The following is a 25,892-nucleotide window of genomic DNA, read 5'->3' as shown; positions in this document are numbered from 1 at the left end:
TGGGAATGGGGTGGCCTGATGCTACTGCTCGCGCTCCCCCTCGCCGGTGGTCGTTGCTGGCGGCTGCTGTTTCTGCTGCTCGGCATCCTCTGGATGCAGGTGAATTTGCACTACCGGCTTGCCTGGCTGGATCAGCTTGGCAAAAAAACGAGCCACATCATAACCGCACACGTGCAAAGTACGGAGTCTTCGGGAGAGAAAGAGGGGGATAAATTTGCGCGCCTGCTGCTGCGCCTCGACACCCTGGACGATCGCCCCCTCATCGTGCCACCCCTGGTGCGGGTCAATGCCTATCAGGTGTTGCCGCCGTTGCCTGCCGGCAGCCGCGTCACCCTGGTGACCTCTCTCAAGCCGGCCCATGGCCTGGCCAACGAAGCGGGGATGGATGGGCGGCGCCTGCTCCTTGGCAAGGGGATCACCGCCACCGGCAACCTGCGCCGGGTCATCGCCCTGGATGCCGTGCCCCCGGGTGTGCGCGATCGCTGGCTGGCGGCGGCGAGTCACGCCTGGGAGGGGATGGCGCAGGCCCCCCTGCTGGCGGCCCTCACCTTCGGGGAGCAGGGAGGGATCACGGATGCCCAGTGGGAACTCTTTCGCGGCAGCGGCCTGACCCACATCATCGCCATCTCGGGCCAGCATATCGCTCTGGTAGCGGTGCTCGGCTGGTGGCTCGGGCGGCTGTTCGGGCTGCGCGGGGCTATCTGCGTGTCACTCCTGTTCGCGGCCACCTACAGCTGGCTGGCGGGGTTTGCGGTGGCCACCGAGCGTGCCCTCATCATGGTGCTGGTGTGGAGCCTGCTGCGCTGGCTAAAGCGGGACTGGCCGAGCCACCGGATCTGGCTGTGGGCCTTTGTGGTACTGACATTGTGGGACCCTTTCGCCCTCTATTCTGCGGGGTTCTGGCTCTCTTTTCTGGCGGTGGCCCTGCTGTTGCTGGCGAGCCTGCTGCACGATCGCCCCGGCCTGGTGCGGCTGCAACTTCTGCTGCTGCTCGGATTGCTGCCCCTGCAACTGCTGCTGTTCGAGGGGATGGCGCCCCTGGCGTTTCTGCTCAATCTGCTGGCACTGCCGCTGTTCTGCCTTGTCATCATTCCCCTGGCGCTCATCGGCGTGCTGGTGGCGCCCCTCTCCACGTTGCTGGCCCACGGCCTGCTCTGGGTCTCCGCCTTCGGCCTGGAGTGGGTGCTGTGGGGGCTCACGCAGCTGGCGGATCGCCTGCAGCTCTGGTGGCCGGTGCCCGGCTGGCTGATGCCCGCCAGCGCCCTGCTGATCCTGCTGTGGACGGGATGGCACCTGCCGGGAGGGCGCGCCTTGGGGGGACCGGTGGCGGCGGCCCTGCTGCTCGCCCTCTGGCCTGCTCCCGCTGCCTGGCAGGTGCGGGTGCTGGACGTGGGGCAGGGGCTCTCGGTGCTCGTCACCCGGGGCGAGCGGGCCATCCTGTTTGATACCGGGGATCGCTACCCCGGGGGCTACAACATGGCGGATGCGGCCATCCTGCCCCTGCTCAACCGGCTCGGCATCCGGGTGATCGACACCCTGATCATCAGCCACAGAGACAGGGATCACGCGGGCAACCGGCAGGCTCTGCTGCAGAGCATGGCGGTGCGCCGGGAGCTCTCCTCCTTCCCCTTTGGACCGGCTACCCAGGCCTGCCGCCGAGGTCAGCAGTGGCATTGGCAGGGACTGGATGTGCGGGTGCTCTGGCCCCTGGCAGCCGGGGCGGGGCGCAACAACGACAGTTGCGTGGTGCAGCTGGACGATGGGCGTCATCGGCTGCTGCTGAGCGGCGACATCGAGCAGCAGGCAGAGCGCCGCCTGCTGGCACTGGCGCTGGAGGAGGTGGAGGGCGCGGGGCTGGCCAGCACCCTGCTGGTGAGCCCGCACCATGGCAGTCGCACCTCCTCCACGGCCCCCTTCGTGGCGGCGGTGAAACCTGCCTTCGTGGTGCACAGCGCAGGCTTCATGAACCAGTGGGGCTTTCCCCGCCCCGAGGTGGTGGCGCGATACCAGGGGGCGCGGCAGTGGGTCACGGGGCAGGATGGCGCCATCCTGATCGAGCCGGGGGACGCGGGGCTCAGGATCCGGGCCGAGCGGGAGCAGGGGCCCTGGTACAGGCGTGGCGGCCCCTGGTGGCAGCCGCAGGTATGGGGAAGGGAGTGAGGATCCGGTGAGCCAGCCCGGCAAGGGGCGGCCTTCATTTGTGACCCGGGTTGTAGCCATCGTGCCAGCGGCGCTTGGTGTAGCTCCAAGGTTTGGCTAGAATAGCCCGTCATTTCCCTTATTAACGGCTATTCATGCAACAAGAAACCTCACAAGAGAGCTGGACCGTCTTCAAGCGCCTGCTCGGTTATGTCCGGGATCGCAAGCTGGGTCTGGTGGGCGGCATCATTGGCATGCTGGGTTATGCGGCCGTGGATACCACCTTCGTCTACTCCATCAAACCGCTCATCGATCAGGGGCTCAACGGCAACGACAGCAGCGTGCTCAAGTGGATGCCCTTCTTCGTCCTCGGCATCGTGGCTCTGCGCGGCTGCGCCGCCTTCCTCTCCAACTACTGCATGGCCTGGGTCGGCAACCACGTGGTGATGCGCCTGCAGCAGCAGGTGTTCAGCCACCTGATGGCCATGCCCATGAGCTTCTTCGACCGCCAGAACACCGGCAACCTGCTCTCCAAGGTGACCTATGACGCCGGTCAGGTGTCGTCCGCCGCGAGCTCGACCCTGGTCTCCCTGGTGCGGGAAGGGGCCACCGTCATCGGCCTGCTGGGCCTGATGTTCTGGCACTCCTGGCAGTTGTCGGTGATCTTCCTGGTGGTGGGGCCCCTGGTCGGGATCCTCATCAGCATCATCAGCCGACGTTTTCGCAAGATAAGCCGCCACATCCAGCAGGCGGTAGGTGACATCACCACCTCCACCGAGCAGATGCTCAAGGGGCACAAAGAGGTGCTGATGTTCGGGGGCCAGGAGGTGGAGGACAAGCGCTTCTACCAGGTGAGCAACCGGATGCGCCAGCAGACCATGAAGATGGTCGCCGCCGACGCCATCGGCAGCCCCATCGTCCAGATGGTGGCCTCCGTGGCCCTTGCGGTCTTCCTCTATGTCGCCACCATCGACAGCGTCAAGGCGACCCTGACCGCGGGCACCTTCACCGTCATGGTCACTTCCATGATGATGCTGCTCAAGCCGCTGAAAAGCCTGACCGACGTGAACAACCAGTTCCAGCGCGGCATCACCGCCTGCCAGAGCCTGTTCGGTCTGCTGGACTCCACCCCGGAGCAGGACACCGGCACCCGCACCCTGGAACGTGCCCGAGGTGAAATCGAGTTTCGCAACGTCACCTTCACCTACCCGACCAAGGAAACACCGGCGCTGCGCAACATCAGCTTCAAGGTGGAGGCGGGCAAATCGGTGGCCCTGGTGGGTCGTTCCGGCTCCGGCAAGAGCACCATCGCGAGCCTCCTGACCCGCTTCTATGACATCGAAGAGGGGGAAATTCTGCTGGATGGCGTCAACATCCGCGAATACCGCCTGAGCGAGCTGCGCAAGCAGTACGCCCTGGTCTCCCAGCACGTGCACCTCTTCAACGACTCCGTGGCCAACAATATCGCCTACGCGGCGGAAGAGAAGTACAGCCGCGACGAGATCCAGCAGGCGGCCCGCATCGCCCATGCGGACGACTTCGTCAGCAAGATGCCGGAAGGCTATGACACCGTCATCGGCGAGAACGGCGCCTCCCTCTCCGGCGGCCAGCGCCAGCGCATCGCCATCGCCCGCGCCCTGCTGCGGGACTCCCCGGTGCTGCTGCTGGACGAAGCCACCTCGGCCCTGGACACCGAGTCCGAGCGCCACATCCAGGCGGCCATCGACGAGCTGTGCAAGGCGCGCACTTCCCTCGTGATCGCCCACCGCCTCTCCACCATCGAGAAGGCGGACGAGATCCTGGTGATCGACGAGGGGCACATCGTCGAGCGCGGCAACCACCAAACCCTGATGGACATGCATGGTACTTATGCCCAGCTGCGGGCCATTCAGTTTGGTAATACAGCCACGGGTAACAAGGGCTGATGCTGGCCAGACTCTGGTACGGGAACAGCCTCTGGCGCTGGGGGCTGGCCCCCTTCGCCCTGCTGTTTGCTCTGATCAGCGGCGTCCGCCGTCTGGGGTATCGCCGGGGCTGGCTCAGCGCCTATCGGGCCACCCTGCCGGTGGTGGTGGTGGGCAATCTCTCGGTGGGGGGCAACGGCAAGACCCCGGTGGTGGTCTGGCTGGTGGAACAACTCCAGGCCCGGGGCTGGCGCCCCGGCGTGGTCAGCCGCGGCTATGGCGGCAAGGCGCCCCATTACCCCTATCGACTGGATGAGTGCAGCACCCCGGCCGAGGCCGGGGATGAGCCCGTGCTCATCGCAAGGCGCTGCGGCTGCCCCGTGGCGGTGGCCCCCAGACGGGCCGATGCTGTGCTGTTGCTGGAGCAAAGCGGTGAGGTGGACATCATTGTCACCGACGACGGCCTGCAGCACTATGCCCTGGCCCGTGACATCGAACTGGTGGTGGTGGACGGGGCGCGGCGCTTTGGCAATGGTTGTCTGCTGCCCATGGGGCCGCTGCGCGAGCCCACGACCCGCCTCAAGCGGGTGGATGCCATCATCTGCAACGGCGGCGAACCCGCCCGTGGCGAGTACGCCATGCGCCTGGTGCCGGATACCCTGCGCCGGGTGTGCGACGATGCGCCTCTCACGGCCCCCCTCTCGGGGCCGGTGGATGCCCTGGCGGGCATCGGCCATCCCCCCCGTTTCTTCGCCACCCTGACCGCCCTTGGTTACGAGCTGGTGCAGAGCGTCGGCTACGGGGATCACCAGGCGTTCGACGCCGCCGAGCTGCTGGCCCGCTTCCGCCAGCGCCCCTTGCTGATGACCGAGAAGGATGCGGTCAAGTGCCGCCCCTTCGCCCCGGACAACTGGTGGTATCTGCCGGTCAGCGCCGAGCTGCCCGATGCCCTGGGGGAGGCGCTGCTGCGCACCCTGGGCCCGCAGCCCGGAAGAGGGGACGGGCACCAGGCGCCCTGACCGGGCGCCACCGGATTGGAACAGACGGCCAGCGCCCGGACTCGGGGGCTGGCCCTGCACATTGACATGCCAGGCAAGATCGCCTGTGGGAAATCGTTAAAGGAGTTTCGTTGTGGCACTGGATATTAAACTGCTCGACATCATCGCCTGCCCGGTCTGCAAGGGGAAACTGCACTATCAAGCGCACGCCGAGGGCCCTCAGGAGCTCATCTGCCGTTTCGACAGACTGGCCTATCCCCTGGAGGAGGGGATCCCGGTGCTGCTGGAGAACCGGGCCCGTCACCTGGCGCAGGAAGAGCTGAAGCCATGAGTTTCGTCGTCGTCATTCCTGCCCGTTACGCCTCCACCCGGCTGCCGGGCAAGCCGCTGGCCGACATTCACGGCAAGCCCATGGTGCAGCACGTGGTGGAGAAGGCCCTGCAATCGGGCGCCGATCGGGTGATCGTCGCCACCGATGACGAGCGGGTGCAGCAGGCTCTGGCCCCCTTTGCCGCCGCTGCCGGGTTCGAGGTGTGCATGACCTCACCGGATCACCAGTCCGGCACCGAGCGTCTGGCCGAGGTGTGCCGTCACTACGGCTTTGCCGCCGATACCATCATCGTCAACGTGCAGGGGGACGAGCCCCTCATTCCCCCCGTCATCATCCGCCAGGTGGCGGACAACCTGGCCGCGGCCAGCGCGCCCATGGCGACGCTGTCGGTGCCGATCAGGGATGCCGAAGAGGCGTTCAATCCCAATGCCGTCAAGGTGGTGACCGACCGGGAGGGGTATGCCCTCTATTTCAGTCGCGCCAGCATCCCCTGGGATCGGGACCGCTTTGCCCAGAGCCGCGAGCAGATTGGCAATCACTACCAACGCCACATCGGCATCTACGCCTATCGCGCCGGCTTCATCCAGCGTTACGTGGACTGGGCACCGAGCGTGCTCGAGCAGGTCGAAGCCCTGGAGCAACTGCGGGTGCTCTGGTACGGGGAGAAGATCCACGTGGCCCAGGCGCTGCAAGCCCCGCCGGTGGGGGTGGACACCCAGGCCGATCTCGACAAGGTGCGAGCGCTGCTGGCCGGTTGAGGCTGGCGGAACGGCTTTGATGCAATACGGCGCCCCAGGGCGCCGTTTTTTAATTGATTCTTTGTATAATAATTTGATTTAAAACGGATTTTACGAGCAATTTCAAACTTTTCCCGCCCATGGTTTGCCAAATCATCGAGTTTGGTTATGATGCAAGACGCCGTGTTAACCCTAACTGGCATATAACGAGATAAAAAACGGGGTGTTTGGGTGATTAATGTATTCCTGGTCGATGATCATGAGTTGGTGCGTACAGGGATAAGACGCATTTTGGAAGACGTCCGCGGGATCAAGGTGGTGGGCGAGGCGCAGAGCGGGGAAACCGCGGTGGCCTTCTGTCGGCAACATCACCCCGATGTGATCCTGATGGACATGAACATGCCGGGCATCGGTGGTCTGGAAGCGACCCGCAAGATCCTGCGGATCCGCCCCGATGTACGCATCATAGTGCTGACCATTCATTCAGAAAATCCGTTCCCCACCAAGGTGATGCAGGCGGGCGCCGCCGGGTACCTCACCAAGGGGGCCGCGCCGGACGAGATGATCCACGCCATTCGCCTGGTTCACTCCGGTCAGCGCTACATCTCCCCGGAGATCGCCCAGCAGATGGCCCTGAGCCAGTTCGCCTCCGCCGACGAGAACCCCTTCAAGTCCCTCTCCGAGCGGGAGCTGCAGATCATGATGATGATCACCAAGGGGCAGAAGGTGACCGACATCTCCGAGCAGCTCAACCTGAGCCCGAAGACGGTCAACAGCTACCGCTACCGCCTGTTCAGCAAGCTGGGGATCAACGGCGACGTGGAGCTGACCCATCTGGCCATTCGTTATGGCATGCTGGATGCCGATACCCTGTAACGGGGGCGTGTGGACACCAAAGGCGGCACCGGCCGCCTTTTGCTTTTTGCAGGCTGTGGGCAGTATGCTCTCCCCGTCTTTTTGCATTCATCCGTTGAGTCGAGTTGCCGATGACCCTCTCTCCCGAGCCCCATTTTGACAGCAAGGCGTTTCTGAGCGCCGTCACCCACCAGAGCGGTGTCTACCGCATGTACGACAGCGGCGGCACCGTCATCTACGTGGGCAAGGCCAAGGATCTCAAGAAACGGCTCGCCTCCTACTTTCGGGCCAACGTCGACAGCATCAAGACCCGCACCTTGGTGCGCCAGATTGCCGATGTGCAGGTAACGGTCACCCACACCGAGACCGAGGCGCTGATCCTCGAGCACAACCTCATCAAGCAGTACCAGCCCCGCTACAACGTGCTGCTGCGGGATGACAAGTCCTACCCCTGGATCATCATCACCGACCATCGGCACCCGCGCATCGGCGTCCATCGCGGCGCCCGCAAGGTGAAGGGGGAGTATTTCGGCCCTTACCCCTCCGGCGGCGCGGTACGCGAGAGCCTGCACCTGATGCAGAAGATCTTCCCGGTGCGCCAGTGCGAGGATGCGGTCTATGCCAACCGTACCCGCCCCTGCCTGCTCTACCAGCTCAAGCGCTGCGCCGGCCCCTGCGTGGCGGGGCTGGTGAGCGAGGCCGAGTATGCCCAGCAGGTGGCGCTGGCCAAGCTGTTCCTCGCGGGCAAGAACCAGCAGGTGATCGGCGAACTGGTGGGCAAGATGGAGTCCGCCAGCGGCGATCTGCGCTTCGAGGAGGCGGCCCGCTACCGGGATCAGATCCAGGCCCTGCGCCGGGTCACCGAGCAGCAGTCTGTGAGCGGCAACGTGCTGGACGAGCTCGACGTGGTGGGGGTGGCCTTCGAGCAGGGGACCGCCTGCATCCACGTGCTCTTCATCCGCCAGGGCAAGGTGCTGGGATCGCGCAGCTACTTCCCGAAAGTGCCGGCCGATACCCCGCTTGACGAGGTGGTGCAATCCTTCCTGCTGCAGTTCTATCTGTCGGGGCAGGGGGGACGGCAGATCCCGAGCGAGGTGCTGCTGGACGTGGCGCTGGAGGATGAGAGCGTCATCGCAGACACCCTGAGCCAGACCGCCGGCTACAAGGTGCGGGTAGTGAGCCGGACGCGCAGCGAAAGGGCCCGCTTCATCAAGCTCGCCTCCATCAACGCCCAGACCGCGCTGCGCTCGCGCCTCGCCCACAAGAGCACCATCACCGCCCGTTACGATCAGCTGGAGGAGCTGCTGGAGCTCGAGACCCCCATCGCCCGCATGGAATGTTTCGATATCTCCCACACCATGGGGGAGCGCACCGTGGCCTCCTGCGTGGTGTTCAACCGGGAGGGGCCGCTCTCCTCGGAATACCGCCGCTTCAACATCGACGGCATCACCGGCGGGGATGACTACGCCGCCATGGAGCAGGCGCTTGAGCGCCGTTTTGGCAAGCAGCAGGAGCCGGACAAGGTGCCGGATGTGCTGTTCATCGACGGCGGTCTCGGCCAGTTGCGCCGCGCGGAGGAGATCCTGGCGCGCCAGCTGGAGTTTCTCGGCGGCAAATACCCGCTGCTGGTGGGCATCGCCAAGGGGGTGACCCGCAAGGCGGGGTTGGAAACCCTGATCCTGGGGGACAGCCACGAAGAGCTGCACCTGCCGGCAGATATGCCCGCCTTGCACCTCATCCAGCACATTCGCGATGAATCCCACCGCTTTGCCATCACGGGCCACCGGGCCAGGCGGGCAAAGGCCCGCACCACCAGTACCCTGGAAGAGATTCCCGGGGTGGGGCCGAAACGGCGGCAGGCGCTGCTCAAATACCTGGGTGGCTTGCAGGAGGTGAAAAAAGCCGGGGTGGACGAGCTCGCCAAGGTGCCCGGCATCAGCCAGGAGCTGGCTCAGTCCATCCACGACGCATTGCACTCGCTCTAGCGCTGCCTTTGGTGTGAAGGTGGTCACGCCAGGGGGCATCAGGGCGTGCCGCCTGCGCACAAGAGCCGTGACGCAGGGGGCTCCCAAATGCCATAATGACCGGCATCCTGAGGTTATTGATGGATTAATGGACCAAGGCGGGCGCCAGTTCGGTTGCATCCGCGATCGGCTTGGGGCTACCATGTAGCGGCATACAAGAAGTGGCTGAAAATAATGACAAATATTCCTAACCTGCTGACGTTCTTTCGGATTTTGCTCATCCCCGTCTTCGTCATCCTGTTCTACCTTCCCTATCAGTGGTCCTACATGGCGGCGGCCATCGTCTTCATCCTGGCGGCCGCAACCGACTGGTTTGACGGCTATCTTGCCCGCAAGCTGAACCAGTCCACCGCCTTTGGCGCCTTCCTCGATCCGGTGGCCGACAAGATCATGGTGGCGGCGGCCCTGGTGGTCATCGTCGAGCACTACAACACCGTCTGGGTCACCATCCCCGCCATGACCATGATTGGCCGGGAGATCATCATCTCCGCCCTGCGTGAATGGATGGCCGAGCTTGGCAAGCGCTCCTCGGTGGCGGTCAGCTGGATTGGCAAATGGAAGACCATGATCCAGATGGTGTCGCTCACCGGCCTCATCTGGCAATACGACATCTGGATGGTGTGGCTCGCCTATGTGCTGCTCTACGTGGCCACCGTGCTCACCTTCTGGTCCATGTTCCAGTACATGAAGGCTGCCTGGGGCGATCTCAGCTACCACTCCCGGTTCTAGTCCAAACGGGAAGATGGCCGTTTCTCTGCCACTGGCGCCGAGAAACGGCCATGAGCGCCAAAAGTGTGGGACAAGGGTAAAAAACACCCGAACGATCAGCGTATTAAATGTTTTTGGTTGACTGGGCGGGGAACATCGCTAGAATGCGTTCTCACAGTCAGGCAGTCAGCCAGACCGATGCGGGAATAGCTCAGTTGGTAGAGCACGACCTTGCCAAGGTCGGGGTCGCGAGTTCGAGTCTCGTTTCCCGCTCCAAATTCAGACAATAGAGAGTTCCTCTCTTTTGCATGGCGCGTTAGCAAAGCGGTTATGCAGCGGATTGCAAATCCGTTTAGTCCGGTTCGACTCCGGAACGTGCCTCCATATTGACAAGCCCGCCCGCGGACTTGATACCGATTGCGGTGCCTGAGTGGTGAAATCGGTAGACACAAGGGATTTAAAATCCCTCGACGTTCGCGTCGTGCCGGTTCGATTCCGGCCTCAGGCACCATTAAAATTGAAGAAAAAAGCCTTACAGATTAAACAGATACGACGCTTCATTGCGTCGTTTTTGTTTTACCCCCCCAGAATTTCTTTCCCACTTTTGCTGAATTGGCCATTTCCTGTCCAGGTGACTTGTTGCTCCCTGTGATTTGCTGTAATCGGCTGGCTGAGTGCTCCGACATAGGCAAGCAGATGTGCCTTGACACTGCGCCGAGGTTGTCTAGGGATGGTCTTTGGTACTGAAGCTAGCGCGGCTTGTTATGGCGCCTGGGCCTCGCGTTTCGTTGGCCAGCAAACAGATTTGAATCCTATGGTTGTATTCATTTTCCCGGGCTGGTCTTGTGGACAAGTTCGGCAATCCAGTCAGCAAATGCACGCACGGCAGGAGACAGAAAACGCTGATGGGGATAAAGCAATGTGACTGGCACCGATGGCGGTTGCCAATCTGCTAGCACCTCGATGAGCCTTCCTGCCTGCAGGTGCTCCAGTACAACATTCTCGGCAAGCTGGATGAGGCCAAAGCCATCGAGGCACATCTTGATATAAAGCCCCGTGTCATTGACGGCTGCGGTGCCGCTCACAGTAACCGATAGAGTCTCTTTACCGCGGACAAAGCGCATTTCGTTTGCATGCCTGGCGAGGCCCGAAAAGTAGTGGACCGCCTGGTGCACAGACAGTTCTTCAGGGGACTGGGGAACACCGTTTTCGTGAAGGTATTCAGGCGAGGCGCAGGTTACCCACCGAAACCGGCCAAGGGGACGAGCAACAAGGGTGGAGTTATTCAGCTCTCCTGTTCTGATCACGCAGTCCACACCTTCCTGAACAAGATCAACCTGCCGGTCACTCACACCTATCATCAGGTAGATATCTGGATAACGTTGGTGAAAGTCTCTGAGATTCGGCATGACGATGGAATGTGCTATCCCGCTCGGCATATCAACCCGCAAACGCCCCTGTGGCCGCTTGATAGCCTCCGTCAGGCTGGACTCGGCATGTTCAATCAATGAGAGTATTTCCCTGCACTGGCCAAGATACTGCAGGCCTTCAGGGGTGAGGTTCACCCGCCTCGTTGTTCTGTTCAGCAGGCGCACCTGCAGGTATTTTTCGAGGTTTTTAATCGTACTGCTGACTGTCGAGGAAGGCAGTGAGAGGGTCTCTGCTGCCTGCACGAAGCTTCCGGTCTCAGCAACCCGCATAAAGATCTGCATAGCCTGAATACGATCCACAGCCCTTCTCCCTTGAGACGATAACTCTACCGATAGTTCCCATGATTATTCGAAGATCATGAATTATGAAAACAGTTTGGTCATCTTTTTCAGGGTAATAGAGTGCCGTATCTTTTTGCCATTGGCTAGAAAAGAGGCTCTTGAAATGACCGGATACGTTAGAAATATTGTTAATAATCAAGATGTAATACCAGATTCAATCTTGATCAAGGGGGCCACGATCCTCAGCATGGATGAGAGCGTGGGTAACATTGAACGTGGAGACATTCTGATCAGTGGATCAACCATTACGGCCATAGGCGAGAATCTGGAGGCGAATGGTGCCCGTATCATCAATGCTACGAACATGATCGCCATGCCGGGGATGGTGGATTCTCATCGCCACTCCTGGGAGGGACAACTGCGCCGCATCAATCCGAATGCCACTTGTCTGGAAGACTACAGCAACGCCACGCACTTCTCTTTCGCCAAGTACTATCGCCCTGCCGATATGTATATCGGCAACCTGCTGACGGCACTGGGCTGCATTGATGCAGGCATCACCACCGTCATTGACAATTCCCATAACAGCCGCACCGCAGCCCATTCGGACGCCGCCGTCGAGGCCCTGCTGGATGCAGGGATCCGTGCCATACACGCCTCCGGCGCACCGGTATCGGGGGAATGGGACAAGGCTCATTGGCCGGGTAACTGGCAACGCCTGCAAGAGAAATATTTCAAGGACAACCCAGAGAGCCTGGTTTCCCTTGCTGTCATGGCCCAGCTGGAGCCTGCATTGTGGGCCGAGGCTCGCAGGCTGGGACTGCCGATCGTCACTGAATTCTTTGGTTCTTTTATGGCGTCTGAGCTGGAGTCACTGCATCGGCGCGGTCTGCTCGGCCCGGACAATATTTTCAATCACTGTACGTCACTGCCAGATGAGGGATGGAAGATCCTGCGAGAAGCCGGTGTCCGGGTGAATGTCTGCCCGCGCTCCGATGCGCACTATGGCATCGAGGACGGTATGTTTGCCATCCAGGCGGCGCAGCGTCATGGCATCAACCCTGGCCTCAGCGTCGACAATGAAACCTCTTACAGCACTGATATGTTTATGGAAATGCGCGTGGCATTTTACCTGCAACGGGTGATGGGCATGCATCAGCAGCACTGCTGCGGCTCCGACCACTCGCTGACCACGCTGCCGGCTGCCCAACTTCTCAAATCGGCGACTGTCGATGGTGCTGCCTGTGCAGGGCTGCTGGACAAGGTAGGGAGCCTGACGCTAGGAAAACAGGCGGATCTCATTCTGATCAATGTTGGCGATATCAACCTCTACCCGTCCGGCAATGCCTTTGGCACCGTGGTGCATGCGACAGAGCGCAGCAACATTGATACCGTCATTATTGGCGGGCGCATCGTCAAGCAGCATGGCAAGGTGCTTGGCGTAGACAGCACGCGCCTTCGCGCCGCCATTGATGAGTCCCGTGAGCATCTGTTTGCCGCCGCCGGGTATGAGCCTGACATTTTTGCTGACGCCTTCCTGCCGCTGGCACATGCACACTGACAGGTATGCAACCCATGAGCACGCTGTATTACGTCATCGCTTTTGCCGCAGGTCTCGGGATCACGCTGCAGACAACTCTGAATAGCCAGCTGGCACGAGGACTCGGGGGCGATTCGGTCACCGCCGCATTGTTCTCCTTTGCGGCCGGTGCATTCAGCCTCGGGGTCTTCTCGCTGCTGCGTGGCGGATTATTCACCTCGCTTGCGGCCATTCCATCACAGCCTCTGTGGAGTCTGGCCGGCGGCCTGATCGGTGCTTGCGCGCTGTTCAGCTACATCGTGCTCGCACCGAAAATCGGGTTGTCAGCCCTGCTTGGGTTGGCCATCGTCGGACAGTTGCTCTCATCCCAGGTCATCGACCATTTTGGTCTGCTTGGCACCATCCAGCGTCCGGTATCTTTGATAAAGCTGGGTGGAATGTTGGTCATGCTGACCGGGCTCGTCATCATGTTGTTCGGTGATCGGTTAGCTGAGCGCCTTATGCACTGATGAAGCGGCCTTCTGATGTTTTGACCTTCACGAACGTCTGCCCCGGGGCAGGCGTTCTGCTGATGGGGTTTGCATCCCGGCTCAGTTCCATGACCTGAATAGGGGGACACAAAGAGGCTCGCCTGACCTGGTCAGGCGAGCCGGCTCATATCGCGTCAGTCATCACCCCTGGACATTGACCAGGATCCGGCCGCGCACCTGGCCTGCCAGGAAGGCATCCCCCAGGGTCACGACCTGGGAGAGGGGCACTTCCCGGGTGAGGAGATGGAGGCGGGTCAGGTCGAGATCCTCGGCCAGTCGGGCCCAGGCCTGCTGGCGCAGCGGGCGCGGTGCCATCACGCTGTCGATGCCATAGAGGGTGACGCCGCGCAGGATGAAGGGCATGACGGTGGAGGGGAAGTCCATCCCTCCCGCCAGACCGCAGGCGGCCACGGCGCCGCCGTAGCGGGTAGTGGCGCAGGCATTGGCCAGGGTGTGGCTGCCGACGGTGTCGATGACGCCGGCCCAGCGTTCCTTGCCCAGCGGGCGTCCCGGCGTGGCCAGTTCGGCGCGATCGATCACCTCGGCGGCGCCGAGGGACGTCAGATAGTCGGCCTCGTGCAGCCGCCCGGTGGCGGCCACGACCCGATAGCCGAGCTTGGCCAGGAGGGTGATCGCCACGCTGCCAACACCGCCGTTGGCGCCCGTCACCAGAATGTCACCGTCACCGGGGGTGATGCCGTGCTTCTCCAACGCCATCACGCAGAGCATGGCGGTGTACCCTGCGGTGCCGATGGCCATGGCGTCCCGGGGCTGGAAGCGCTCAGGCAGGGCGACCAGCCAGTCGCCCCGGACCCGTGCCCGCTCTGCCAGCCCGCCACTGTGGGTCTCGCCCACGCCCCATCCGTTGAGCACCACCTTGTCGCCGGGATGCCAGTCGGGATGCTGGCTCTCCAGCACGGTACCGGCAAAGTCGATGCCGGGGATCAGAGGGAAGCTGCGTACCACGGGGGCGGCGCCGGTGAGGGCCAGGCCATCCTTGTAGTTGAGGGAAGACCACTGTACCGCCACGGTCACATCCCCGGCAGGCAATATCTCCTCGGAGAGGCTCTGGTAGCTGGCGCGATAACCCGCCTCGTCTTTCTCGATCAGAATACCGTTGAACATCTTGTCTACTCCCATTAATTGGACTGACTGACTATTAATCTTCGTAAAAAACCTATTTGGCCAAGGTCATGAAAAAGCGGAGAAAAGAGAGCATGGGCTCGGTATCGCCCACCAGTCGTGCGCGCAGTACGGCCCCTTCCCAGCCGATCCAGAACTGATGGGCGAGGGCAGGGCAGTCACAATCAGGGGGCAGCTCCCCCGCCGTCACCGCATCCCTCAGGCAGCGGGCGAGCAGTGCCTCCCAGTCGAGGAGGATCTGCTCGAGGCGCAGGCGCAGATCGGGGGGCAGTTGCACCACCTCCTGACCCAGGTTGCCCACAAGGCAGCCCCGCTGGAACGCATAACGGGTCATGCCCCGGCAGGCGCTGTCGACGAAGGCGACAAGACGGGCCAGGGGAGGCAGGCTCTCATCCTCCAGATAGCGCGTCAGCTTGCGGCAGAAGTAATGGTGATAGGCATCCATGACCGCCAGGGTGAAGTCGTGCTTGGTGGCGAAGTAGTGATAGAAGGAGCCCTTGGGGATCCCGGTCGACTGCAATACCCGCTCGATGGAGGTGGCGGCGATGCCCTGTTCGGTCAGCAGCTCCATGCCCCGGCGGATCAACAGATCCCGGGTATCGGCATAGGTGTGCCCGTGCAGGGCAGGGCGACCGCGAGGGCGGCGGGGCAGAGCGTCGCTGGTTGGCATGGGAGTTATTAGACGCCTCTACTAGAAATGATGCAAGCCCGGCGCCGGGCTAAGGCTCGGGGGATGAGATCGGGTGGTCGCGGCAAGATGGAGCCAGCGGGGCAGAAAACAGCGAGGGCGCCACAGGCGCCCTCGCATCGATGGGTGGCTGGGTCTCAACTGCGCAACTTGTTGTAGACAAACAGCACGATCAGGGCGCCAACGGTGGCGATGATGATGCTCGGCAGGTTGAAGCCGGTGACCGTTCCCATCCCGAACAGGGTGCTGACATAGCCCCCCACCATGGCACCGACCACCCCCAGGATCACTGTCATGAAGAAACCGCCGCCATCCTTGCCCGGCATGATCCATTTAGCCAGGATGCCGACGATCAGCCCCAGTACCACCCAAGTAAGAAATCCCATGGTCATCTCCTCGTTATGTGCAGAGAACCAGAGTATATGCAGGGATCCTGCTTGTATCCCGCCACAGCACGGCGTGAGTCAGAAACGGTCTTATGAGACTCGCTCATGACCATGGCAGGCAGAGGGCCTCAGCCGAGCGCGCGGGTGTCGAGGCGCTGCCCGGCGGGGGAGCACACCAGCACCGACCCCTGCTCGAACCAGTCCCCCAGCACGATGCGCCGCGCCGCACGCCCATCCAGGGTGAAGTCGTGGATGGCGGGCCTGTGAGTGTGGCCGTGGATCATCAGGCGGCAGCCGTGCTGGCGCAGCATCTCGTCTACCGCCTCCGGGGTCACGTCCATAATGATCTGGCTCTTGTGGGCATTCTCCATCTGGCTCTGGCCGCGCATCTTGTGGGCGATGGCCTGGCGGCGCGAGAGCGGCAGGCGCAGGAAGAGCCAGCGTAGCCATTTGAGTTGTGTGATGCGGCGAAACTTCTGGTAGCCCTCATCCCGGGTGCAGAGCAGATCCCCGTGGCTCAGCAGCACCCGCTCGCCGTACAGCTCGATGACGCAGGGGTCGCCGAGCAGGGTCATGCCGGCCCGTTTGGCAAACTGGCGCCCCAAGAGAAAGTCGCGGTTGCCGTGAATGAAATAGAGGGGCACCCCCTGCTGGCTCAGGGCGAGAAAGGCATCGGCCACCTCGCGGTGGAGCGGGTTGGGGTCGTCGTCCCCAATCCAGAATTCGAACAGATCCCCCAGCACATAGAGGGCGTCGGCACCGGGCGCGTCTTCGGCCAGAAAGCGCACCAGGGCCGCCGTCATGTCGGGCCTGCCTTGGCTGAGGTGAATGTCACTGATAAAGAGGGTGCTCATGAGTTCCTGGGCATCATGGTAAGAGAGTCCCGCCTGGGGGCGGACAAGGCCTGTGACCTTGCTCGTCGAGCGGGTGGGGGAGGGAAGAGCAGCAGAGCCCCGCAAGGTTGACGCCCTCCAGGGTCAGCAACGCCTCGTAAGGGTCGCCGGACAGGCCCAGCAGGCGGCACATGGCCGCTTCCCCCTTGAGCCCTTCATCAACGCGCAGGCGCAGCACCTCCCGGTGGAAGGGGGCGCCAAAGCGCTCAAGCAGGGCGGCCATCAGGCTGAGGTGGCGCCAGCCATGACACATCTCGAGGGGATCAGGGGTGAGGTAGAGCTCGACTGGCCAGCACTGGCCATCTGGCCCGTGGCGTTGCTGCTCGGCGATCCAGACCTGTTCGCCCTTGCTTCGCACCTGCCAGCCTTGTGCGGCCAGTGTCGCGGCAAGGAAGGCCGGGTCCGGATGCTGGCAGAGGATGTCGAGATCGCTGCCGGGCCTATCCAGCCCGATGGCGATCGTGCTTACCAGGGCCAGATCGTTGCACAGGGGGCCAAGCTCATCCCACAGGCCGCCGCTCAGCAGGGCGTGGGCCGAGCGCTGACGTTCGTTGCCCTGGGCCAGATAGTCGAGGCGGCGCCAGTTGGGGGCGGCAGATGGAAAAACTGCGGCCGGGGCCGCAGTTGTGTCAGAGCCTGGCCGGCAGGGATTACTCGGCAAGGGTCACCTTGGTGATGACGACGTCTTCGGTCGGAACGTCCTGGTGCATGCGGCCGTAGTTGCCGGTCTTGACGCCCTTGATCTTGTTGACCACGTCCATGCCGGCGGTCACTTCACCGAACACGCAGTAGCCGAAGCCCTGGGTGGTGGCGGACTTGAAGTCCAGGAAGTCGTTGTTGTTCACGTTGATGAAGAACTGGGCGCTGGCGGAGTGCGGCTCCATGGTGCGGGCCATGGCGATGGTGCCGACCTTGTTGGACAGACCATTGGCCGCCTCGTTCTTGATGGGAGCGCGGGTCTCTTTCTCTTCGAAGCCCGGGGCATAGCCGCCGCCCTGGATCATGAAGCCGTCGATGACGCGGTGGAAGATGGTGTTGTCGTAGTGACCGTCACGGCAGTATTGCAGGAAGTTGGCCACGGTCTCCGGGGCTTTTTCCGCGTTCAGGGTCAGGGTGATGTCGCCGTGGTTGGTGTGCAGAGTAACCATGAGTTGTCCTTTCATTTTGACGCGGGCAGCAAGGTGCCCGCAGGTGTATGGCATAAAGTGGTGGCAATTCTAGCCCATCAGGGCCCTGCGGCATAGATGGCAGGGGGGAGAGGGGGCTTTTTCTGCCTCGTTTTCTATACCGGATGCGGTTAGAATGGCAGGCCATTTTACTCACAGGCAGTGGTCATAAGATGCTGAAGATATACAACACACTCACTCGTCAAAAAGAAGAATTCAAACCTATCCACCCGGGCAAGGTGGGCATGTATGTGTGTGGCGTCACTATCTATGATCACTGTCATATCGGCCACGGCCGTACCTTCGTCGCCTTCGACGTCGTCGCTCGCTACCTGCGTTATGCAGGGTACGACCTCACCTATGTGCGCAACGTCACCGACGTGGATGACAAGATCATCAAGCGCGCCGCCGAAACGCACGTGACCTGTGACGATCTCACCGAGCGCCTCATCGGCGACATGCACCAGGATTTCGACGCCCTCGGCATGGTGCGCCCGGACATCGAACCCCGCGCCACCCAGCACATCGGCGAGATCATCGCCCTGGTTGAAACCCTGCTGGAAAAAGGGCACGCCTACGTGGCGGACAACGGCGATGTGATGTTCATCGTCGACTCCTACGCCGATTACGGCAAGCTCTCGGGCCAGGATCTGGAGCAGTTGCAGGCCGGCGCCCGGGTCGACGTGGTGGATGCCAAGCGCAATCCGCTCGACTTCGTGCTGTGGAAGATGTCCAAGCCCGGCGAACCGACCTGGGACAGCCCCTGGGGCCCGGGTCGCCCTGGCTGGCACATCGAGTGCTCCGCCATGAACTCCAAGCACCTTGGCAACCACTTCGACATCCACGGCGGCGGCTCCGATCTGCAGTTCCCCCACCACGAGAACGAGATTGCCCAGTCCTGCTGCGCCCACGGCGGCGACTACGTCAACACCTGGATGCACAGCGGCATGGTGATGGTGGATAAAGAGAAGATGTCCAAGTCCCTTGGCAATTTCTTCACCATCCGTGATGTGCTGGCCCACTACGACGCCGAAACCGTCCGTTACTTCCTGATGTCCGGCCACTACCGCAGCCAGCTCAACTACTCGGAAGACAACCTGAAGCAGGCCCGCGCCGCCCTGGAGCGCATGTACACCGCATTGCGGGATCTGCCGCTGGCCGCTGCTGCCGGTGGCGACGAGCAGGTGGCCCGCTTCAAGGAAGCCATGGACGACGACTTCAACACCCCGGAAGCCTACTCCGCCCTGTTCGACCTGGTGCGCGAGATCAACCGCCAGAAGGGTGAAGACATGGCCGTGGCCGCCGGCCTCGGTGCCCGTCTGCGCGAGCTGGGCGCCGTGCTCGGCATCCTGCAGCAGGATCCGGATGCCTTCCTGAAGGGTATTGAGGCGGACGAAGAGGTCGCCGAGATCGAGCGCCTGATTGCCGAGCGCAACCAGGCCCGCGCCGACAAGAACTGGGCCGCGGCGGATGCCGCTAGAGCCCGTCTCACCGAGATGGGCATCGTGCTGGAAGACAGCGCCGGCAAGACCAGCTGGCGCCGTGCCTAAGGCCGGTGGCCTTGTTGGCGCCTAGGCCAACAGGTTGAGCCAATAAAAAAACCGCAGCCCTTGGGCTGCGGTTTTTGTTTGTGTCTCTTCCCTCGATACCTCTCAAGCCTCGGCGGCCTGAGTTCTGATCCCCTCTCCCCTTGTGGGAGAGGGTCAGGGTGAGGGGACTAGCGTCATTACTCACCGGAGTGCCTGCAAGCCGTCTGTTACTTGTCCCCAGTTCCTACCTGACCTGGTTGGCGCCTCTGATCATGGCTGGTCTGGCAATATGTTCAGGTCTTTGGTGCGCGCCTCGGTCAACTGGGTGAGACAACTGCTGTGGACCATGGGCGCCATTGATCCCCCTTCATAGACGCCGGCCTCGTAACGGCACTGGGCATCGCGAAAGGCGATCCAGGCCCGTTGCGCAGTTCTCAGCCTCTCCAGCTGTGCCTTCTCGAGGGTGGCAACCCGCTTTTGATAGGCGGCATTGAGCTTGGCATCGGCTCGCTGGTAATCCTGAAACGCACAGATGTTCATGTCGGTTTGTGTCACCGGCGCAGTACAATCCTGTTCGGCCTGAACGGCAGTGGTTGCCAGCAAGAGCAACAGGGCGGGATAGGGTCTCAAGAGGCTGTTCCTTTGTGGTAGGGAGAGGGCCAATATACGGCATAAACCGGCCAGATGGCGGCTCTGTTTTTCAAGAATAACAAGGAGATGACGTCATGAAGTTGAACTGGATGCCGTTTCTGGCCCTGCCTCTGCTGGCGTCCGGGCTGTCTGTGGCCGCCACTGCCCCCGATATGCAGGTCCAAGCCCGCGCCAAGGTGGCCGAGTTTCTCGACTGGGAGCGCCAAGTCAAACCGAGCGGCCTCTATCAGAGCGATCTTGGCGGCGCACTGCCAGGCATCGTCTCCCCCGAGCTGCTCTGCCTGCTCAATGCCGCCTCCAAGGCGCGGGAGATAGCCACTCGCGAAGCCCCGGACGAGAAGCCCCCCTTCGTCGAGGGCAACCCCTTCCTGCCCAATGCCTGGGATCACCTGCTGGGCTCGGAGATCCTCTCGTCGCGCGCCATCGCCGGCAGCCGGGATCGCAGCGAGGTCAAGGTGCGTTTCACCTTTGGCGAGCCGGGCACCCCGCCCGACGCCCCCAGCGGCACCTACCGTTTTGTCAGCACCTATCTGGTACAGGAAGGGCCGCAGGGCGCCCGCATCACCGATATCGACGCTGGCGGCAGCTGTGATTTCTGCCAATCCGGCAGCCTGCGCGCCGCTCTCTACGACATGCTCACCGCCTATCCCGCCGCAGGAGGAGAGCTGTGTAAGGGGTTGGGGAAATAGGGTTTTGGCTTGAGTGAAAAAGTGTTTGGGGAATAGAAATAAAAACCGCAGATCAAGGCTGCGGTTTTTGTTTGTGGTTTGCCGAAGCCTCGGCATCCTGCGGTCTGATCCCCTCGCCCCTTGGGGGAGAGGGTCAGGGTGAGGGGGCTAATGTCATTCCTCGGCTGAATGTCGTCCCACGCCTTAATGGCATGGCTTCGCCATGCAGGACACGAGGGCCTTGCCCTCGACAGGATTTCGCCCGCCCTTCGGGCTGGGGCGAGTGACTTTGGAAAGACCCGCTCTCTTTGGCAAATAACACCAAAAGTCTTCCCCCCGGCAAACCGCCCGCTTCGCGGGTTCCCTCGTCTCGTCCAACGGGTCGGACGGAGCACCGCAGACGGCACTTTGGCCTACGCCATCCATGGCTTCGGCCAAAGCCCGCTTCGAACATCCTTGTTCTCGCGCCAAATCGGGGTCGAGCAGTGCTCGCCCTGATCTGATTTGGCCCATATGCCGACTGCGGCTACGCCATCATCCCTGATGGCGCTCCTGACCCGTTGAACTCGACTCAGCGGTTTGCAGGGGGAACCAATACCGTGCCCCCCCGTGGCTTTATCTTTCTGGTCGACCGTTTATTACGCCGCAGGGGGAGAGCAGTGCAAGGGGGCGGGGGAATAGGTTTGGGTTTGATCAAAGCATGTTTGGGGAATAGAAATATAAACCGCAGCTCAAGGCTGCAGTTTATATATGGCAGTTACAGTAATATAGAAATTTGTAGGTGGGATGCTTGATGGCATTTTAATGTATGAAGAAACCTATGTTTTTTAGTTTGTCTTTTTCAGCTTCCTTTAGTTTTTTTACTGCCCAGATTAAATAATGTTTAGGTCTAGATGACGCGACATAAGCAAATCTTGCTGATTCTGTATCTGGAGATTTAATCCAATTTAGCCAGTTAGAGTCATTGCCTGCTTGTGGCGATGATATGACGACTGTGACGTCATGTGTTTCACCTTTTGCTCCGTGAATTGTTGATTTTCGGTATGAAATCATTGGTTTGAACGCTGTGCCTAAAGTAGTTGTTACTTCTTCTTCTGACAATCCGGAAGGAGAAACTAACTTTACATCATCTAAGCTAGATATCGATTTGGCTATTAAATCAGAGCAAAATTCTTGTTTTGATAGGGAGTGAATAAGTTGCTTTGTTCGTTTAGTCCATACAGACCATGATATATTCATAGTTTTTAGATGATTGTTTACTAGATAGTTCAATGAAGCACATAAAAACTTTCGCCATATAAGATTGGAAGAGATTGATTGAGGACAGTTAAAACTATTAGGTCTATAGCTTTCCTTAAGGTGATGACTAATGAATTCGGAGAAAAGTTGTATAGATGTATTCAGGTTATCAGGGTCATCAACATCAAATAATTTAATTGACAGAGCTAGCCTTTGTATATTATTTAACTTTTCGATATTAGTCTGGAACTTTTGTAGGATAGCGTGTCCTCTTGATAAAATTACGTTGTTCTCGAATTGAGAAAATATTTTGTCAAAGCTGCTCACAAGTTCTGTAGGGCAGACCTCATATTGCATCACTATGCATCTTTGTTCGAGCCAAGATATATTTCCTATTATATCCGAGCGGCCGGTGATTTTGGCACAAACATTAATGATATTTTGGCAACTACGAAAATTTCTAGTTAGCTTTAAGTGTAAAAAATCATTGTTGGTAACAAACTCTGTAACTTTAATTGGCTCAACATCGCGGAAGCCATAGATAGCTTGATGAAGATCCCCCACAAAATGCAATATGGCCCCATTGTTTGCAAGAGCCTGAAGGATAGTCAGTTGCTCTTCTGATAGGTCTTGGCATTCATCGATAATAATCAATGGATAGCGCTTTACAAGTAACTCGAAATATTGTTTGAACTTGAGATCATTGACAGCCATGATAGCTAGATATTCAATGTCTTTATAGGTAGCAAATCCCCCTTGAAACATTTTTAATTTAGTGTCTTGAAAATCTTTAATTTGCCAGTCGGTTAGAGTAAGTTTACTTAGAGCTTTATCTGTTATCGGATCCCCGGTGTTAAATATAATGCCATCGTTTTTCATGTCAAAAGAAAAATGATGGGCATATATGTTTCCTCTCTTTGCATAACTATACTTTGTTCTATAACCCAACGTAACAGATGCATCAATTATTTTAATTGATGAATCATTTCCTTCCCCTATATATTTTGTCAACTCTGTTACTAATGGGGAAACAATATTTTTATAGATGAAGCTATCAAATGTTCCGAGAGTGTGGGGGAACATTACCTTTGCTTGCAATAGGTGTGTTGATATTCTATGCGTTAGTTCATCGGTAGCACTATTAGTAAAAGATAATATTGCAATTCCACCGGGATACTTATCCCAATAACTAATCTCTTTTGCTACTTTTGCAGAAACAACCTCAGTTTTTCCACTGCCGGGGCATGCCTCTAAAAAGGTGTGTTTATTAATGCTGGAATTGATGTACTTCAATTGCTCTTCGGTAAATTCCATGAACATCAACTCCTATACGGTGTTTAATGATGATGCCCAGAGAATGGCATTTCTAATATAATTTGGGACAGAAAACTTCTGTGGGTTTTCTTGAATCTTATCTGTCATAATTTGGGCGAACATACCTTTACCAATATTGTCATCATCAATTCTATGAAGAATTTTATGTGCTGCAGTGGCGACTTCTTCCTGTGATTTTTTAGTCCAATCCTCACTCGACATTGCTGTGAATTCATCAATTATTGGACTTTTACCACTTATAGGTTTAGGCCACAGAGAGGCTATTATTTCAGACATTAGTGCTGCATTATTACCCTCCATTGCAAGGTCATATTCTAGAGTCTTATATTTACTAACAAATAATCTAGCATGGGTTGAAGTATTAATTGATTCAACCAGCTTTATTGCGTGATTTGTTCCATGCATTAAATTTCCTTCATATGGAATGAAATCGACATCAATTTCTTTTGATTCATCTTCGGTTGCTGTATTTGGGTTCTTAACTTTTATTGTCTTGGGCGGATCTAAATCAGTTAGCCCCGCGCATCTAATTGGAATATTACAGTGTTCAGTGTCTTCATCGTCACTAGTTTGGATATTACAATATAGCTGCATGAAGTGTTGAAAATATATTCCATTGAGATTGATTGTTGATATTCCTAAGTCTTCAAGGCTATTCTTCCCATTTTCTTGACCGTTAAGCACTATTCTTGCAATAGCAGGGAGTAGCATTTGTTCTGCAATACCCTCAACTAGAATCACACCACTTGCAAATAACAAATTGGATTTTGTGACATCTAACCAACGGTTAATAAATTGAGTGCTATTTGGCTTTAATCCACAATTCTTTAATGGAGTTGCAACAGGATTATGAGATTTTGATAAGTGGATGATAGATTCAATGTCAACAGATGAAGCTAAAACAGTAGAGTGGGTAGTTACAATCACTTGAACGTTTTTGTTATTTTCAGCAACGTTTTTTAGGTAGTTAAGTAACCTAATTTGCAGTTGAGGATGTAAATGAGCCTCAGGCTCCTCAATGAGAAGTAGCTTTAAAAGAGGCTGGTCATCAGCCTCATCATTCAGTGTGATCTCTGCAAGAATTGATGCAATATATAATAGGTTGTTGTATCCTAAACTGTTCTGGTTTAGGTTTCTGAATAGTTCTCTATCATCTGTTGATAAATTAGGGAAAAACAATAATGTTAAACTTTCCGCAATCCTAGTGAAATCAGTTTCAGCAAACTGTATTCTTGTGTTTTGTCCAAAATGATAACCTATTGCTTTTGTGAGGTTTTCTGTTATCAATTCATTTGCATGTTTTATGCTCAGGCCATCATCAGTTGCAAGAGATGTATTAAAATCTTTTATTTTCTCCTCAAGTGGATGTAATTTACCATTCTTTTTGCACTTCATGAGTTCTTTATGGTTTATCGCTTTAAGCAATTTTGATAGTCGTGATTGACGACCATTGGATAGCTTTGATTCTGCATCGCGTAAAGGCGGTAAATATACACATTGAATAAGTTCTAAAAGCTCTGGGTCAAACTGAGAACTACGTGAACTACCGCCCCAAATCACTCTTTTAAAACGACCAAATCTTTCTTTATTTTCAACTTGTAAATTTAATTGAGCGGTTTTTTTTGAACCAACCCACGGGAGTAATGCCACTTTATCAATTAAATCTAAATTATCAAATTCTGCTCTAATGGAAAAGAATTGGTATGGATTGTCACTTGATTCAAAGGAATTGAAAAAATCATCACTGCTGATGTTGTATCTCCCAGACTCAGAGTCGTGAAAGAGTTGTCTAATAGCGCTTATTATTGCTGTTTTTCCTGCTCCATTCTCACCTACTATTACATTTAGTCCATTGGTTAATTGAATTTTAAAATTTTCATTGAAACAACGAAATCCTTGAACATTTAGTTCATGTAAATACATGTCGATTCCTGCTTATTAGTTTATAAAATATCGATAGCTTTAGACGGGGCTGTATATTCGCTTAGCGGAGCGTAATCGGACGTTCGAGAAATAAGGTGTTATTACGATGAAATACTTACTGTCGGGCATTCGATATAAAGCTGTTTCCCGATAGAGACATCTGCCGCTTGCTGTTGCATTCACTATGATTTTTTCACCAATGCAACTATCTTGATGAGGTCTGTTGCATAGGTGCGACAATCTGATCTCGCCATGGGGTGGGCGAGGGGTTGGCTCTGAGAGAACAGCCCTCCCGACCCTGACCCCGCAAACACAAGGTCATGGTCAATTAACTGGCCTCGGTGCTGCGGGTTGTGTGTTGCCCCCCTGTTGTTCGCCGAGGTGAGGGCACAAGGTCAGGAGCGCCGTCATGGACGACGGCGCAGACGCAGGCGGTACAGGGATGTACCGTCTGCGTCGTTCCGCCAGACCTTTTGCCTGAACCGAGGGAACCCGACGCAGGAGGGCGAACAAGTGGGGGTGGCCTTTCTTTTGGTGACTTTTCTTTGGCCACGCAAAGAAAAGTCACTCGCCCAGCCGCGCAGCGGCGGCGAAACCCCACCGAGGACGGAGTCCTCGTGTCCTGCGCGGCGAAGCCGTGCCATTGAGGCGTGGTGCGGCATTCGCCAGGCAATGACGTTACCCACCCCTCACCCTAGCCCTCTCCCCCAAGGGGAGAGGGGACAAATCCGAAACCCCGTCGAGGACGGAGTCCTCGTGTCCTGCGCGGCGAAGCCGTGCCATTGAGGCGTGG

At 58.1% G+C, this 25,892-nt stretch carries 22 protein-coding genes and 3 tRNA genes; 15 read left to right on the top strand and 10 right to left on the bottom strand.

The window, feature by feature from the left end; genetic code table 11:
- The first annotated feature begins 18 nt into the window (after positions 1 to 18).
- The 11 genes from AB5Y47_RS10565 to AB5Y47_RS10515 all read left to right on the top strand — a co-directional run bounded on the left by AB5Y47_RS10565 (position 19) and on the right by AB5Y47_RS10515 (position 10,207).
- A complete protein-coding gene (locus AB5Y47_RS10565) occupies positions 19 to 2,160 on the top strand; it encodes a DNA internalization-related competence protein ComEC/Rec2 (protein ID WP_368220217.1) in 2,142 nt (713 codons plus the stop codon).
- A 134-nt stretch (positions 2,161 to 2,294) separates the two neighbouring features.
- The gene (msbA, locus tag AB5Y47_RS10560) at positions 2,295 to 4,064 is read left to right on the top strand and encodes a lipid A ABC transporter ATP-binding protein/permease MsbA (protein ID WP_042014329.1); all 1,770 of its coding nucleotides are present in this window, start codon (positions 2,295 to 2,297) and stop codon (positions 4,062 to 4,064) included.
- On the top strand, positions 4,064 to 5,062 hold the full coding sequence (gene lpxK / locus AB5Y47_RS10555) for a tetraacyldisaccharide 4'-kinase (protein ID WP_368220216.1): 999 nt from the start codon (positions 4,064 to 4,066) through the stop codon (positions 5,060 to 5,062). Before msbA ends, lpxK begins: the two co-directional genes overlap by 1 nt.
- 112 nt (positions 5,063 to 5,174) lie before the next feature.
- The gene (locus AB5Y47_RS10550) at positions 5,175 to 5,372 is read left to right on the top strand and encodes a Trm112 family protein (RefSeq protein ID WP_270833924.1); all 198 of its coding nucleotides are present in this window, start codon (positions 5,175 to 5,177) and stop codon (positions 5,370 to 5,372) included.
- Positions 5,369 to 6,130 (top strand): 3-deoxy-manno-octulosonate cytidylyltransferase, encoded by a 762-nt coding sequence (gene kdsB / locus AB5Y47_RS10545; protein ID WP_239053790.1) that lies wholly within the window; start codon positions 5,369 to 5,371, stop codon positions 6,128 to 6,130. Before AB5Y47_RS10550 ends, kdsB begins: the two co-directional genes overlap by 4 nt.
- A 210-nt stretch (positions 6,131 to 6,340) precedes the next feature.
- Positions 6,341 to 6,985, top strand: coding sequence for a UvrY/SirA/GacA family response regulator transcription factor (uvrY, locus tag AB5Y47_RS10540; protein ID WP_010675231.1), 645 nt, complete (start codon positions 6,341 to 6,343; stop codon positions 6,983 to 6,985).
- Between the two features lie 110 nt (positions 6,986 to 7,095).
- Positions 7,096 to 8,949 carry an excinuclease ABC subunit UvrC gene (gene uvrC, locus AB5Y47_RS10535; protein WP_029314745.1) on the top strand — a complete coding sequence of 618 codons (1,854 nt, stop codon included), beginning with the start codon at positions 7,096 to 7,098 and terminating at the stop codon, positions 8,947 to 8,949.
- A gap of 213 nt (positions 8,950 to 9,162) precedes the next feature.
- Positions 9,163 to 9,717: a CDP-diacylglycerol--glycerol-3-phosphate 3-phosphatidyltransferase gene (gene pgsA / locus AB5Y47_RS10530; protein WP_010675229.1), complete on the top strand. Its 555-nt coding sequence runs from the start codon at positions 9,163 to 9,165 to the stop codon at positions 9,715 to 9,717.
- A 179-nt stretch (positions 9,718 to 9,896) separates the two neighbouring features.
- Positions 9,897 to 9,972 (top strand) — tRNA-Gly (locus AB5Y47_RS10525).
- A gap of 34 nt (positions 9,973 to 10,006) precedes the next feature.
- Positions 10,007 to 10,080 (top strand) — tRNA-Cys (locus AB5Y47_RS10520).
- Positions 10,081 to 10,120: 40 nt separating this feature from the next.
- A tRNA-Leu gene (locus AB5Y47_RS10515) sits at positions 10,121 to 10,207 on the top strand.
- 313 nt (positions 10,208 to 10,520) lie between these two features.
- On the opposite strand, the gene AB5Y47_RS10510 is transcribed toward AB5Y47_RS10515, so the two are convergent.
- Positions 10,521 to 11,426 (bottom strand): LysR family transcriptional regulator, encoded by a 906-nt coding sequence (locus tag AB5Y47_RS10510; protein ID WP_041213122.1) that lies wholly within the window; start codon positions 11,424 to 11,426, stop codon positions 10,521 to 10,523.
- Positions 11,427 to 11,484: 58 nt separating this feature from the next.
- On the opposite strand from AB5Y47_RS10510, the gene AB5Y47_RS10505 reads away from it, so the two are divergent.
- Entirely contained in the window at positions 11,485 to 12,969 is a 1,485-nt protein-coding gene (locus tag AB5Y47_RS10505) for an amidohydrolase family protein (RefSeq protein WP_368220215.1), read from the top strand.
- 14 nt (positions 12,970 to 12,983) lie between these two features.
- Entirely contained in the window at positions 12,984 to 13,457 is a 474-nt protein-coding gene (locus tag AB5Y47_RS10500) for a DMT family transporter (protein ID WP_042014762.1), read from the top strand.
- A 162-nt stretch (positions 13,458 to 13,619) separates the two neighbouring features.
- Here AB5Y47_RS10500 and AB5Y47_RS10495 read toward each other — a convergent pair whose 3' ends face one another.
- From AB5Y47_RS10495 to AB5Y47_RS10470, 6 genes are all read right to left on the bottom strand, one after another.
- Positions 13,620 to 14,603 carry an MDR family oxidoreductase gene (locus AB5Y47_RS10495; protein ID WP_368220214.1) on the bottom strand — a complete coding sequence of 328 codons (984 nt, stop codon included), beginning with the start codon at positions 14,601 to 14,603 and terminating at the stop codon, positions 13,620 to 13,622.
- A 52-nt stretch (positions 14,604 to 14,655) separates the two neighbouring features.
- A complete protein-coding gene (locus tag AB5Y47_RS10490) occupies positions 14,656 to 15,291 on the bottom strand; it encodes a TetR/AcrR family transcriptional regulator (protein ID WP_045524203.1) in 636 nt (211 codons plus the stop codon).
- A gap of 155 nt (positions 15,292 to 15,446) precedes the next feature.
- Entirely contained in the window at positions 15,447 to 15,695 is a 249-nt protein-coding gene (locus tag AB5Y47_RS10485; RefSeq protein ID WP_043156234.1) for a GlsB/YeaQ/YmgE family stress response membrane protein, read from the bottom strand.
- A 128-nt stretch (positions 15,696 to 15,823) separates the two neighbouring features.
- The gene (gene lpxH / locus AB5Y47_RS10480) at positions 15,824 to 16,549 is read right to left on the bottom strand and encodes a UDP-2,3-diacylglucosamine diphosphatase (protein WP_041213119.1); all 726 of its coding nucleotides are present in this window, start codon (positions 16,547 to 16,549) and stop codon (positions 15,824 to 15,826) included.
- 13 nt (positions 16,550 to 16,562) lie between these two features.
- On the bottom strand, positions 16,563 to 17,249 hold the full coding sequence (locus tag AB5Y47_RS10475; protein WP_368220213.1) for a DUF4269 domain-containing protein: 687 nt from the start codon (positions 17,247 to 17,249) through the stop codon (positions 16,563 to 16,565).
- Positions 17,239 to 17,736 carry a peptidylprolyl isomerase gene (locus AB5Y47_RS10470; protein ID WP_010675220.1) on the bottom strand — a complete coding sequence of 166 codons (498 nt, stop codon included), beginning with the start codon at positions 17,734 to 17,736 and terminating at the stop codon, positions 17,239 to 17,241. The genes AB5Y47_RS10475 and AB5Y47_RS10470 overlap by 11 nt, the downstream gene beginning before the upstream one ends.
- Before the next feature lie 191 nt (positions 17,737 to 17,927).
- On the opposite strand from AB5Y47_RS10470, the gene cysS reads away from it, so the two are divergent.
- Positions 17,928 to 19,304: a cysteine--tRNA ligase gene (gene cysS / locus AB5Y47_RS10465; RefSeq protein WP_323954823.1), complete on the top strand. Its 1,377-nt coding sequence runs from the start codon at positions 17,928 to 17,930 to the stop codon at positions 19,302 to 19,304.
- Between the two features lie 249 nt (positions 19,305 to 19,553).
- Here the strand turns inward: cysS and AB5Y47_RS10460 are convergent, their stop codons facing one another.
- On the bottom strand, positions 19,554 to 19,913 hold the full coding sequence (locus AB5Y47_RS10460; protein ID WP_368220212.1) for a lysozyme inhibitor LprI family protein: 360 nt from the start codon (positions 19,911 to 19,913) through the stop codon (positions 19,554 to 19,556).
- A gap of 95 nt (positions 19,914 to 20,008) precedes the next feature.
- Between AB5Y47_RS10460 and AB5Y47_RS10455 the strand changes: the two genes are divergently transcribed.
- Complete coding sequence (locus tag AB5Y47_RS10455) at positions 20,009 to 20,623, top strand: hypothetical protein (RefSeq protein ID WP_368220211.1); 615 nt, start codon at positions 20,009 to 20,011, stop codon at positions 20,621 to 20,623.
- A gap of 780 nt (positions 20,624 to 21,403) precedes the next feature.
- Here AB5Y47_RS10455 and AB5Y47_RS10450 read toward each other — a convergent pair.
- Positions 21,404 to 23,155, bottom strand: a complete 1,752-nt coding sequence (locus tag AB5Y47_RS10450) for a UvrD-helicase domain-containing protein (RefSeq protein WP_368220210.1) — start codon at positions 23,153 to 23,155, stop codon at positions 21,404 to 21,406.
- Positions 23,156 to 23,167: 12 nt separating this feature from the next.
- The gene (locus AB5Y47_RS10445; protein WP_368220209.1) at positions 23,168 to 25,099 is read right to left on the bottom strand and encodes an ATP-dependent endonuclease; all 1,932 of its coding nucleotides are present in this window, start codon (positions 25,097 to 25,099) and stop codon (positions 23,168 to 23,170) included.
- Between the last annotated feature and the right edge of the window lie 793 nt (positions 25,100 to 25,892).

The sequence above is a fragment of the Aeromonas sp. R7-2 genome (genome assembly GCF_040908105.1).
GTDB classification, from domain to species: domain Bacteria; phylum Pseudomonadota; class Gammaproteobacteria; order Enterobacterales; family Aeromonadaceae; genus Aeromonas; species Aeromonas caviae.
This window is presented reverse-complemented; position numbering and strand designations above follow the sequence as displayed.